Raw genomic sequence first — 11,114 nt, 5'->3', positions numbered from 1 at the left:
CGTTGAGCGGCACGACAACCACCGGAATAGGGTGACCTCGTGCACTGCGTCCTCGCTAGTGTTTTACTTCAAAAGGAATCTCCAACCCCGATCAAGTGACCGAGGCCGGGGATGTCAACATATCTGGCGTTGACTTTTGGCACGCTGTTGAGTTCTCAAGGAACGGACACTTCCTTCAAGCCGCTCTCGCAAGCTCTCCGGGCGCTTCGTTCTTACTTCGTAAAGCTTATCAGATCAGTTTCACTCCGATTTACCGGAGTTCATCTTCTCGACTCACTCAGCCGCCCCTCTCGGCGCGACTCCGGAACTGTACGGGTAGCGGCCCGCTGCAAGCAAATCGGCTCGTCCGGCATTCTGGGGGCCGACCTGAGGGAGGAATGGCCATGGACATGGTCAAGAAGTTGGGCGGCGCTCTGAGTGCCGAGCCGGCAGCGGTCGGCGGGGATCCCGGTCACCATCGGCTCGTCCTGCCGGGCTCCAGGACGCCCGTCGCCGTCGACCTGGTGGCCGGTGCGCCGGCCACTCCCCCGCACCGGGTGACCGTGCTGCTGCCCGGCGGCGGGCTCAACGTCACCGCGAGCTACTGCACCGCCCAGGACAGCCGCAGCCTGGCCCGCTTCCTCACCGATCACGGGCACCTCGTCATCGGCATCACGCCCCGTGAGGACGCGCTGACGCTGCCGGACATCGATCCGCTCTGCGTCGACTGGGGCCTGGCCGCCCACCGGCGTGACGTCCAGCCGGTACTCGCCGCCATCGACGAGGCGCTCGGCCTGCCGTACGACCTGCTCGGGCACTCGGCCGGCGCCGCCCTCGCCCTCGACACCGCGGCGCAAGCCGACGCACACCCGCGCCGCGTCATCGTCCTGGACACCACGGGCCCCTATGACCCGGAGGTCGAGCCGGAACTGGCCGCCCGCGCCGACGTGCTCACCACCGCGCTCCAGGAGCAGCTCGCCCAAGGGCTCCACGTCGTCGACCCGGGGCTCAAGGCGCTGTCCGCCCGGGCCACCGCCGACCCCGAGGGCAGCAGCCCGGTCCCCCGTCCGGGCGGCGGCGCGACCTTCGGCAACCTCGGCCTGTTGCACTACGCGCTGACCCACACCAACCGACTGCCCGGCCCGGCGAACTGGATCTACCACCGCGGCCACAGCAGCGGCGACTTCGAGTTCGGCGCCACGGCGGCCGCCGACCGCTTCACGCTCGACCGCACGCCGCTCGACGTCTGGCGCCGGGCGATCGCCGCGCTCGGCAGCGGTGTCCAGCCGACCGCCCTGCTGCGGGACCTGGCCGCCGTGTGGGCCGGACGCACCGACGTGTACCGGATCGACTGGTCGGCGATCCGCGCGGACGTGAGGTGGGTGAACACCGAGCTGGGCCGGGGCGACCACGACCTCGGGGCCCGGCTGATCCGGGCGGGCGGGGCTCGGGTCGACTACCGGGTGGTCCCGGGCTACGGCCACGGGGACATCGTCTGGGCGCCCACTGCCGAACAGGAGGTCTGGCCTCTGCTGCTCGACTGAGTGCTGAGCACTGAGTGCTGAGTGCTGAGTGCTGAGTGCTGAGTGCTGAGTGGGGAACGAAGAACGGCCGGCCGGGGACGGTGTCCCGGGCCGGCCGCTCTTCGTGGCGACGTGGCGACGTGGCGACGTGGCGACGGCAGGATCAGGCCGCGCGGCCCAGCTCCTCCGCGATCGCCGCCGCGAAGGCGTCGATGTCCGCCTCCGTGGTGTCGAACGAGGTCATCCAGCGCACCTCGCCGGTGTGCTCATTCCAGAAGTAGAAGCGGTAACGCTTCTGCAGCCGCTCGCTGACCTCGCGCGGCAGGATCGCGAAGACCGCGTTGGCCTCCACCGGGCGGACCAGGGTGACGCCCTCGATCGCCTTGACCGCCGCCTCCAGGCGCTTGGCCATCGCGTTGGCGTGGCCCGCGTTGCGCAGCCAGAGATCGCCGGTGAGCAGGGCCTCGAACTGCACGGAGACGAAGCGCATCTTCGAGGCGAGCTGCATCGACATCTTGCGCAGGTACTTGATGTTCCGGACCTTCTCCGGGTTCAGCACCACCACGACCTCGCCGAGCAGCAGGCCGTTCTTGGTCCCGCCGTAGGAGAGCACGTCGACGCCGGCGTCGGTGGTGAACTCACGGAACGGGCGGCCGAGCGAGGCGGCCGCGTTGGCCAGCCGCGAGCCGTCCATGTGGACGAGCATGCCGCGCTCGTGAGCGTGCTCGCAGATCGCCCGGACCTCCTCGGCGGTGTAGAGGGTGCCGAGTTCGGTGTTCTGGGCGATGGAGACGGCGAGCGGGGCGGCCCGGTGCTCGTCGTCCCAGCCCCAGGCCTGCTGGTCGATCAGCTCGGGGGTGAGCTTCCCGTCCAGGGAGGGCACGGTGAGCAGCTTGATCCCGGCGACCTTCTCCGGCGCCCCGCACTCGTCGACGTTGATGTGCGCGCTCTGGGCCGCGATCACCGCGCCCCAGCGGGGCAGCAGGGCCTGCAGCGCGACCACGTTGGCGCCGGTGCCGTTGAAGACGGGGTAGGCCTCGGCCTGCTCACCGAAGTGCTTCTTGAAGACCGACTGCAGGTGCTCGGTGTACTGGTCCTCGCCGTAGGCGATCTGGTGGCCGTCGTTGGCCAGGGCGATCGCGGCGAGGATCTCGGGGTGGATGCCGGCGTAGTTGTCGCTGGCGAACCCTCGGACGGCGGGGTCGTGCCGCCGCTGTGCATCCGTCGCCCGGGCGTCGGTGCGGGCATCGCGAGGGGTCATCGGGCTGTCAACCACAGGTGCTGTCCGTTCAGTTCTGCTGCGGGGCGGTCCCAGAGGGCCGCCAGCTGGTCGGCAAGATCGGCGGTGGCGGTGAAACCGGTGAACTTGGCCTCCGGCTTCTCGGCCCGCATCTCGGGAGTGAGCAGGGCCTTGATCACCAGGATGACGGCTGCGGCGGTGGGGGCGCCGTCCTCGGCGGTGGTCTCCTTGACGAAGGAGTTGGCCATCGCCAGGGTCCAGGCCTCGGCCGCGGCCTTGGCCGCCGCGTAGGCCGCGCCGCCGGCGGTCGGCTTGTGTGCGGCGGATGCCGAGATGATCGCGTACCGGCCGGCCGTGCTGCGCAGCAGCGCGGGCTGGAAGGCAAGCGAGGTGTGCTGCAGGGTGCGGACCACCCGGTCGTGCAGGAAGTCCCAGTCGTCGATCCGCGAGTCGTGGAAGGTCTTGCTGCCGCGCCAGCCGCCGACCAGGTGGAGCAGGCCGTCGACCTGGCCGTACTCGGACTCCAGGTGGTCGGCCCAGTCGTGCACCTCCTGCGGGTCGAGCAGGTCGATCACCTGGCTGGTGATCCGCGCGCCCGGCACGGCGGTGCGCACACCGGCCGTGACCGCGTCGAGGCGCTGCTGGTCGATGTCGGCGGCGATCAGCACGGCGCCGCCGGCGGCGAGCCGGCGCAGGGTCGCCTGGCCCGCCGGGCCGCTGGCGCCGGCGACGGCGATCACCTTGTCCTTGACCCCGGCGTTGTCGATACCGGCGGCCTGGGCGTTCGTCGAGTCGAAGGTGCTCATGCGGCGACCGCCTCGGTGCCGGCGCCGGTGATGCCCGCGGTGGCGGCGATCACCGAGGAGAGCTTCTTGGCCAGGGCCTCGTAGAACATGCTCAGCGGGAACTCGTCCGGGTGGACGGCGTCGCACAGCGCCTTGTTGAGCGCCTTGCCGTCCAGGTCCAGCGGGAGCGCCGCGGCGCCCTTGGCCCAGGTGGAGGCCGGGTGCGGGGTGAGGTAGCGGGAGACCAGCTCGTAGGCGGCGATCCAGTGGGCGGTCTTCGGGCGGTCGATGCCGGCCCGGTAGAGCGCCTCGATCTCGGCGCAGAGCGCGTTGGTCACCTCGGCGACCCGGTCCCAGTCGATGCTGAGCCGGTTGTCGCGCCAGCGCAGCGCGTCGTGCTGGTGCAGGTAGGCGAAGAGCAGCTGGCCGCCCATGCCGTCGTAGTTGCGCACCCGGCCACCGGTGACGGGGAAGCGGAAGAGGCGGTCGAAGAGGATCGCGTACTGGACGTCGCGGCCCTGCTCGTAGCCCTCGGCCTCCAGCTTGACGGCCTCCTTGAAGGCGGTCAGGTCACAGCGCAGCTCCTCCAGGCCGTACATCCAGAACGGGCTGCGCTGCTTGATCATGAACGGGTCGAACGGCAGGTCGCCGTGGCTGTGGGTGCGGTCGTGCACCAGGTCCCAGAGGACGAAGGTCTGCTGGGCGCGGGCCTGGTCGTTGATCAGCTCGGTGGCGTCGGCGGGGATCTCCAGGCCGAGCAGGTCCACCGCGGAGGTGGAGACGGCGCGGAACCGGGCGGCCTCGCGGTCGCAGAAGATGCCGCCCCAGGTGAAGCGCTCGGGGGCCTCGCGGACCGCGACGGTCTCCGGGAAGAGGACGGCGGAGTTGGTGTCGTAGCCGGCCGTGAAGTCGGTGAAGGTGATCGGCACGAACATCGGGTTGTCGAAGCGGGTGCGCTCCAGCTCGGCCAGCCAGTCGGGCCAGACCACCTGGAGGAGGACGGCCTCCAGGTTGCGGTCCGGGTTGCCGTTCTGGGTGTACATCGGGAACACGACCAGGTGGCCGAGGCCGTCGACGCGCTGGGCGGCGGGCTGGAAGGCGAGCAGCGAGTCCAGGAAGTCGGGCTCGCGGTAGCCGGTCTCGGCCCACTTGCGCAGGTCGGCCTGGACGGCCTCCAGGTAGGCGGCGTCGTGCGGGAAGAGCGGCGCGAGTTCCTGGATCGCCCCGAGCACGGTGTCGAGCAGCGGGTCGACGGCGTGCCGCTGGACCGTGGAGAGGTCGATCGAGCCGTCCTTCGACTGCAGCGGACGCAGCGCCTCGACGGTCTGCTTCAGCCGTTGCCAGGCGGGGTGTTCGGCCAGGGGCGCCGCCGGAAGGTCGGCCGCCACCGCGAGGTTCGACGAAAGATTCTGCATGGGAGACCCGCTTCGACAGAAGTTATTGAATCAAGGACACGATAAAAGCGAAAGGTTCTCCTGTTCAAGGGGGGATCGATGAGAGATCCTCCACGCCGTGCCACGGCTGCCCGGAATCCTTCCGGCGCCCAGCATGTGGACAGCTTGCTGGGACGACCTTCACCCGCGGCGCTCCCCCGTCGCCACCGGGGAGGGCCAGTCGGCCGTCGCGCCCAAGACGCCCCGGCAGCGCCGAGCTTGCCGCCCCCGGCGCGTGATTTCGGCCTTCGACTCCCCTACACCTCTATACGCCCCCGCACGCGCCCTGCTGTCGGGCCAGCGCGGTGGGTGATCGTGGTGCCATCCCCGTTCAGCGCGGGTACGAGGGGGCACCGATGCACGGACCGGCTGTGCTCAGTTGGCTGCTGGCGCTGCTGACCACCGCGACCGGGGGCCTCTGCCTGCTTCGGCTGCGCCGCCCGCCGGGGTGCACGGCGAGCCCGATGGGCCGGGGCGGGGCAGCGGGCCGGGGCGACGCGGCGGGACACCGCGGCGGCCGCGGATCGGACGCGGCGGAGGCCGCGATGGCGCTGGGCACGGCGGCGATGATCGCGCTGGGCGGACGGCTGCCGCCGCCGCTCTGGGTCGGGCTCTTCGGACTGCTGGGCGCGGCTTCGCTCTGCGCCGCCGCCGGACGGCGGGCCGGCGGGCACCGGGCCCACCGCCTGCACCACGCGGTGGGGGCCGCCGCGATGGTCTACATGGCGCTGGCGATGGGCCGCGCGCCGCGGCCCGCGCACCCGGGGATGGCGATGGCGATGCCGATGGGGCTGCCCGCACTGACCGGGCTGCTGCTTGTCTACTTCGGCTGCTACACGCTCTGGTCGGGCAGTCGCCTGCTCACCGTGCCGGGACACCCGGACGTCGCGACGGCGGGCTGGCCGCCCGGGCCGCTCCCCGAGGCCTGCCGACTCGCCATGGGGGTCGGGATGTTCGCGATGCTGCTGGCGCTCTGAACACCGCGGGTGGTGTTGTTGGTCACTGCCGAGGCGCGGCGGTTCCACGCCGTCCGGTGAACGCCTAGATTGAGCCACAGCGTTCGGTCACGCCTTTCCCTGGTCGGTCACGCCTTTCCCTGGGGGGACCCACTGCCATGACGGCCCTGCTCGGCCTGCTGCTGCTCGGTGCGCTGCTCGCCACCGCCGGCCCGCTCCTGCTGACCCGGGCCGGCTGGGTCGAGCGGGAACCGGTGCTCGCGCTGCTGGTCTGGCAGTGCCTGGTGATCGCGGTGCTGCTCTGCTGCCTGCTGAGCCTGCTGCTGGCCCTCTCGGCCTCGCTGTCAGGGGTGCGCGCGCTGCTCTTCACCGGCGCCCCGCACGGTGTGGAGGCGGCCTACGGGCTGGCCGGCGCCGAGGGTTGGGGGCGGCTGTGTGCGGCGTTGCTGGCGCTCGGCGGGCTGCGCACCGCGCTCTCGCTGACCCGCGAGATCCGTGCCGCCCGGGCGCTGCGCGATCACCGGCATGCCGAACTGGCGGACCGGGCACCGGAGTTGCCGGCCGGTGTCGGGCACTCGCCGGCCCGCAGGGAGCGGCTGGTGGTGCTGGAGAACATCCGGCCCGAGGCCTGGTCACTGCCCGGGCCGCAGTCCCGCCTGGTGGTCACCACCGGCGCGCTCAGCCGACTCACCGACCGCGAGCTGGCGGCCGTGCTCAGCCATGAGCGCGGGCACGTCCGGGCCCGGCACCACTGGCTGGCGCAGTGCGCCCAGGCGCTCGCGGCGGGCTTTCCCGGGGTCGGGGTGTTCAGCGCGTTCCGGGACCAGGTGGGCGAGTTGGTGGAGCTCGCCGCGGACGACCGGGCCGCACGCCGGCACGGGCGGCTGATCACGGCCCACGCGATGGTCGAACTCAACGCCGGGCGCGGGGTCTTCGGGAACTGCCCGGGAGAGGGTGCGCCCGGCCAGCTGGCCCAGGCACCGCGCCGGGTGGACCGGCTGCTGATCGGGGCGCCCCGGCTCCCGGTGGTCAGCCGGCTGCGCCTGACGGCCCTGGCGGTGGCGGCGCCGGTCGCCGTGCTGCTGCTCGCCGTACTGCCGGGCCTGACCGCTCTGCGCTGAGCCGTTCCCCGCCGGGCGGCCGACCACGGAGGCGTGCTGACGTCCGTCAGTCGCAGGCGACTTGACGGCCCGTCAGCACGCGGGCGAGCACCTCGCGGTGCAGCGGCCGGGCGGCCTCGTAGCGCTCGTGTCCGGCCGCCGAGAGCGTGACGTAGATGCCCCGCCGGTCCAGCTCGCACATCGCCCGCTGGACCAGCCCCGCCTTCTCCAGGCGGCCGATCAGCCGGGACAGCGCGCTCTGGCTCAGGTGCACCTTCTCGGCGAGCTCCTGGACCCGCAGCTCCGCGGGAGCCTCGGCCAGTCGCTCCAGCACTTCGAAGTCGCTCATGCCGAGCCCGAACTGCTCACCCAGCTCACGGTCCAGGGCGCAGGCGGTCGCCGCGTGGCGGGCCAGCAGATCGCGCCACGCGGAGACCAGGGCAGCCGGATCGGCGCCCTGGCACAAGGACTCGCGGTCTTGTACGGACACCCGCACAGGTTACCACATGCACAGGCACTATATGAGTACACACTATATTCACTTGCATTGAGTGCACGTGCATGTAATCTCTTGCCCATGACCTCAGCACCCCATCACGCGGCAACGACTGACACCCGAAGGACTTCTGACGCACCGTCCGACGAACACCACTGGAGCCCACGACTCTGGGGCGCGCTGATCGTGCTCTGTGCCGCCCTCTTCCTGGACGCGCTGGACGTCTCGATGGTCGGCGTCGCGCTCCCCTCGATCGGCTCCGACCTCAAGCTCTCCACGTCCGCGCTGCAGTGGGTGGTCTCCGGTTACGTGCTCGGCTACGGCGGGCTGCTGCTGCTCGGCGGCCGGGCGGCCGACCTGCTGGGCCGGCGCCGGGTCTTCCTGATCGCGCTCGCGGTCTTCGCCGCCGCCTCACTGCTCGGCGGCCTGGTCGACAACGGCGGCCTGCTGATCGCCGCCCGCTTCCTCAAGGGAGCCAGCGCCGCGTTCACCGCACCCGCCGCGCTCTCGATCATCACCACCACCTTCCCCGAGGGTCCCGCCCGCAACAAGGCGCTGTCGATCTTCACCACCTGCGGCGCCAGCGGCTACTCGCTCGGCCTGGTGCTCAGCGGCCTGCTCACCTCGGTGGGCTGGCGCTGGACCTTCCTGATGCCGGTGCCGGTGGCCCTGATCGCCCTGGTCTTCGCGATCCGACTGCTCCCCCGGCACGCCCACGAGCAGCGGGACGGCGGCTACGACGTGGCCGGCGCGATCACCGGCACCGCCGCACTGCTGCTGCTGGTCTACACCGTCACCGAGGCGCAGGCAGCCGGCTGGGCGAGCCTGCGCACCATCGGCTCGCTGGTCGCCGTGCTGCTGCTCGGCGCGGCCTTCCTGCTGATCGAGCAGCGCACCGCGCACCCGCTGGTGCGCCTGGGCATCTTCCGCAACGGCAGCGTGGCGCGGGCCAACGCGGCGGCCTTCACGCTGATGGGCTCCTACGCGGGCTTCCAGTTCATCGTGGCGCTCTACCTGCAGCGGGTGCTCGGCTGGTCGGCCCTGGAGATGGGCTTCGCCCTGTTGCCGGCCGGCGCACTGGTCGCCCTGTCGGCCACCAGGATGGGCGCCATCGTGGACCGCTACGGCACCGGCAAGCTGCTGCCGCTGGGCGGCCTGGCGATGGTGCTCGGCTACGCGCTCTTCCTGCGGCTGGGCACCCACAGCACCTTCGCCGCCCTGGTACTGCCGAGCATGGTGCTGCTCGGCATCGGCTTCGCGCTCTTCTACCCCTCGGCCAACATCGCCGCCACCAACGGCGTGGCCGACGAGGAGCAGGGGCTGGCCTCCGGCCTGGTGAACACCGCGATGCAGATCGGCAACGCGCTGGTGCTGGCCGTGACCACCGCCGTGATCACCGCCGGCAGCCACGGCGGCACCAGCGCCGGCGCCCAACTGGACGGCTACCGGCCCGGGTTGCTGCTGGTCACCGGAGTCGCCCTGGTGGGCCTGCTGGTCACCGCGACCGGTGCGCTGCTGGACCGGCGACGGGCGGGAACGCGGCACTCGGTGCCGGACTACGATTACGGTCGGCTCGGCGCCGATGCGGCACTGCCGGAGCAGGTCAGGTCGACCGAGCAGGTCTGACCGGCCGACCCGGTCCAGCGTGTGACTCACCGGCCCACCGGGCGGCGGACGCCGCCCGGTGGGCATCGGTCTCACCAGTCCCCCGTTCTGGTGAGACCGACACCAGTGTCCGCGTCCGCCCCGCACCCGGCGCTGCTTCGGGTACGGGCAGTCGGCGACGCCCGAGCCGGCAGTATATTGGCCCGGAGTCAACCAACCTACGGAGCTGACACGATGGCACCTCGCGGGGAATCGGTCAACGAGGAGATGCGGCTACGCTCCCGCCGCCGCCTGATGCGGGCCACCGTGGAACTCGTGGACCAGCACGGATACTCCGCGACCACGCTGGCCGACATCGCCGAGCAGGCAGGGCTGGCCCGCGGTCTGGTGTCGTACTACTTCGACGGCAAACGACTCTTGATGCAGGCGGCCACCCACCGCCTGATGCACCTGGAACTGGCCGCCGCGCTCGCCCCGCTGCCCGGCGACGCCTCGCCGCAGTGCCGGCTGGCCACCGCGATCGACGCGGTGCTGAACACCGCGCTGGACCATCCCCGGGTGATGCGCTCGCATCTGGCGCTGATCCTCGACCCGGACGTCGGCGACTTCGTGCAGGACCCGGAGCAGCGGCAACTGGGCGCGCTCCTGCGGGAGGTGCTGGCGGACTGGGGAGCCGGGGATCCGATCGCCGAGCACGCGGTGCTGCGCAGCGCGCTGATGGGTGGCTGCATCGGCCTGCTGCTGCCCGGGGCGCAGACCCCGCTGCCGCCGATCCGGGCCGACCTGTTCGCCCGCTACGACCTGCCCTGGAAGCTCGGCCGGCCACCGCAACCGCAGGCACCGAGCCGACCGCACTGGGCGCCGCAGGAGCCCACGGCACCCTGACCGCCCCCACGCCGATCGCCCCGGACGGCCCCAGAACTTGTGGAGCAGGCCGGAGTTCAGCTCTCCGCGAGGATCGAGGCGAGCAGGTCGATGGTGCGCTCCGGAGTCAGGCTGTCCACGCAGAGCCGCTCCATCACCTGCACGTATGCGTCGACGTCGTCGCGCTTGTCCAGGTAGAGCGCGCTGGTGAGTTGCTCCAGGTAGACCACGTCGGCCAGGTCCTGTTCCGGAAAGCGCAGGATGCTGAACGCGCCGCTCTCACCGGCGTGCGCGCCGAACCGGAACGGCATCACCTGGATCACCACGTTGGGCTGCTCGGCGACGTCGATCAGGTACTGGAGCTGACCGCGCATCACCTTCGGCCCGCCGACCGGACGGCGCAGCGCCGCCTCGTCGATCACCGCCCACAGCCGCGGCCCCTGACCCTCCGTCAGCAGCTTCTGGCGGCGCAGTCGCAGGCCGACCAGGCGCTCGATCTCCTCGTCGCTGAGCACCGGACGGCTCTGCCCGAAGACCGCGCGGGCGTAGTCCTCGGACTGCAGCAGCCCCGGGATGAACTGCACCTCGTAGGTGCGGATCAACGAGGCGGCCTCCTCCAGGCCGACGTAGGTCTGGAACCAGCCGGGCAGGACGTCGCTGAAGCTGTGCCACCAACCGGACTTGTTGGCCTCGCGGACCAGGCCGAGCAGCGATTCGCGCTCCTCGCCGTCGGTCACGCCGTAGAGGCTGAGCAGGTCGGCGACGTCCCGCTCCTTGAAGCTGACCCGGCCCAGTTCCATCCGGCTGATCTTGGACTCGGAGGCACGGATCGCGTAACCGGCGTCCTCGCGCGTGATGTTCCGGCTCTCGCGCAGTCGGCGCAGCTGGGAGCCCAGGAGGATACGGCGCACCATGGAACCGCCGCCGGGCTGCGCTGTGGTCATGCCGTGGGAACCTCCGCGTCGGGAAACAGCGCACAGTCTGCCATCACTTGGCCGCTCACAGTGCGTGTAGTGGCAGAAGGATCTATCAATTTTGCATCAGCACGTCCATCGGCACGTTCCGCTGCACGTGCATCCGGCTCATGCATATGCCAATCGGCCAACTGCACGTGAATCGACTCTTGCATCTGC

General features: G+C 71.2%; 10 protein-coding genes. 5 read left to right on the top strand and 5 right to left on the bottom strand.

Annotated features, from left to right (window positions below):
• Window positions 1-383 precede the first annotated feature (383 nt).
• Window positions 384-1,523, top strand: a complete 1,140-nt coding sequence (locus tag P3T41_RS23310; protein WP_280691938.1) for a thioesterase domain-containing protein — start codon at window positions 384-386, stop codon at window positions 1,521-1,523.
• A gap of 142 nt (window positions 1,524-1,665) precedes the next feature.
• Here the strand turns inward: P3T41_RS23310 and P3T41_RS23305 are convergent, their stop codons facing one another.
• From P3T41_RS23305 to P3T41_RS23295, 3 genes are read right to left on the bottom strand one after another with little or no spacing between them, the layout of a single operon-like run.
• Window positions 1,666-2,763 carry a low specificity L-threonine aldolase gene (locus P3T41_RS23305; RefSeq protein ID WP_280691937.1) on the bottom strand — a complete coding sequence of 366 codons (1,098 nt, stop codon included), beginning with the start codon at window positions 2,761-2,763 and terminating at the stop codon, window positions 1,666-1,668.
• Window positions 2,760-3,548, bottom strand: a complete 789-nt coding sequence (locus tag P3T41_RS23300; protein ID WP_280691936.1) for an SDR family NAD(P)-dependent oxidoreductase — start codon at window positions 3,546-3,548, stop codon at window positions 2,760-2,762. The genes P3T41_RS23305 and P3T41_RS23300 overlap by 4 nt, the downstream gene beginning before the upstream one ends.
• Complete coding sequence (locus P3T41_RS23295) at window positions 3,545-4,942, bottom strand: DUF6421 family protein (RefSeq protein WP_280691935.1); 1,398 nt, start codon at window positions 4,940-4,942, stop codon at window positions 3,545-3,547. Before P3T41_RS23295 ends, P3T41_RS23300 begins: the two co-directional genes overlap by 4 nt.
• A 374-nt stretch (window positions 4,943-5,316) precedes the next feature.
• Here P3T41_RS23295 and P3T41_RS23290 point away from each other — a divergent pair, with 374 nt between their 5' ends.
• Both P3T41_RS23290 and P3T41_RS23285 read left to right on the top strand, forming a co-directional pair.
• On the top strand, window positions 5,317-5,937 hold the full coding sequence (locus tag P3T41_RS23290) for a DUF5134 domain-containing protein (RefSeq protein ID WP_280691934.1): 621 nt from the start codon (window positions 5,317-5,319) through the stop codon (window positions 5,935-5,937).
• A 137-nt stretch (window positions 5,938-6,074) separates the two neighbouring features.
• Complete coding sequence (locus P3T41_RS23285) at window positions 6,075-7,037, top strand: M56 family metallopeptidase (RefSeq protein WP_280691933.1); 963 nt, start codon at window positions 6,075-6,077, stop codon at window positions 7,035-7,037.
• 46 nt (window positions 7,038-7,083) lie between these two features.
• Here the strand turns inward: P3T41_RS23285 and P3T41_RS23280 are convergent, their stop codons facing one another.
• Window positions 7,084-7,506 carry a MarR family transcriptional regulator gene (locus P3T41_RS23280; protein WP_280691932.1) on the bottom strand — a complete coding sequence of 141 codons (423 nt, stop codon included), beginning with the start codon at window positions 7,504-7,506 and terminating at the stop codon, window positions 7,084-7,086.
• An 87-nt stretch (window positions 7,507-7,593) separates the two neighbouring features.
• Between P3T41_RS23280 and P3T41_RS23275 the strand changes: the two genes are divergently transcribed.
• Both P3T41_RS23275 and P3T41_RS23270 read left to right on the top strand, forming a co-directional pair.
• Window positions 7,594-9,138 (top strand): MFS transporter, encoded by a 1,545-nt coding sequence (locus P3T41_RS23275; RefSeq protein WP_280691931.1) that lies wholly within the window; start codon window positions 7,594-7,596, stop codon window positions 9,136-9,138.
• 213 nt (window positions 9,139-9,351) lie between these two features.
• Window positions 9,352-10,002 carry a helix-turn-helix domain-containing protein gene (locus P3T41_RS23270; protein ID WP_280691930.1) on the top strand — a complete coding sequence of 217 codons (651 nt, stop codon included), beginning with the start codon at window positions 9,352-9,354 and terminating at the stop codon, window positions 10,000-10,002.
• A gap of 56 nt (window positions 10,003-10,058) precedes the next feature.
• Here the strand turns inward: P3T41_RS23270 and P3T41_RS23265 are convergent, their stop codons facing one another.
• On the bottom strand, window positions 10,059-10,925 hold the full coding sequence (locus P3T41_RS23265; RefSeq protein ID WP_280691929.1) for a helix-turn-helix transcriptional regulator: 867 nt from the start codon (window positions 10,923-10,925) through the stop codon (window positions 10,059-10,061).
• Window positions 10,926-11,114: the final 189 nt, after the last annotated feature.

The organism is Kitasatospora sp. GAS204B, from assembly GCF_029892155.1.
Lineage (GTDB): Bacteria > Actinomycetota > Actinomycetes > Streptomycetales > Streptomycetaceae > Kitasatospora.
The sequence above is the reverse complement of the archived record's forward strand: the minus strand, read 5'-3'. Positions and strand labels throughout refer to the sequence as shown.

What these genes read in the sequence shown, in the direction of transcription:
- P3T41_RS23275 (WP_280691931.1), top strand. Translation starts at nt 7,594, where the DNA reads ATGACCTCAGCACCCCATCACGCGGCAACGACTGACACCCGAAGGACT.
- P3T41_RS23265 (WP_280691929.1), bottom strand. Translation starts at nt 10,925, where the DNA reads ATGACCACAGCGCAGCCCGGCGGCGGTTCCATGGTGCGCCGTATCCTC.
- P3T41_RS23305 (WP_280691937.1), bottom strand. Translation starts at nt 2,763, where the DNA reads ATGACCCCTCGCGATGCCCGCACCGACGCCCGGGCGACGGATGCACAG.
- P3T41_RS23285 (WP_280691933.1), top strand. Translation starts at nt 6,075, where the DNA reads ATGACGGCCCTGCTCGGCCTGCTGCTGCTCGGTGCGCTGCTCGCCACC.
- P3T41_RS23310 (WP_280691938.1), top strand. Translation starts at nt 384, where the DNA reads ATGGACATGGTCAAGAAGTTGGGCGGCGCTCTGAGTGCCGAGCCGGCA.
- P3T41_RS23290 (WP_280691934.1), top strand. Translation starts at nt 5,317, where the DNA reads ATGCACGGACCGGCTGTGCTCAGTTGGCTGCTGGCGCTGCTGACCACC.
- P3T41_RS23295 (WP_280691935.1), bottom strand. Translation starts at nt 4,942, where the DNA reads ATGCAGAATCTTTCGTCGAACCTCGCGGTGGCGGCCGACCTTCCGGCG.
- P3T41_RS23270 (WP_280691930.1), top strand. Translation starts at nt 9,352, where the DNA reads ATGGCACCTCGCGGGGAATCGGTCAACGAGGAGATGCGGCTACGCTCC.
- P3T41_RS23300 (WP_280691936.1), bottom strand. Translation starts at nt 3,548, where the DNA reads ATGAGCACCTTCGACTCGACGAACGCCCAGGCCGCCGGTATCGACAAC.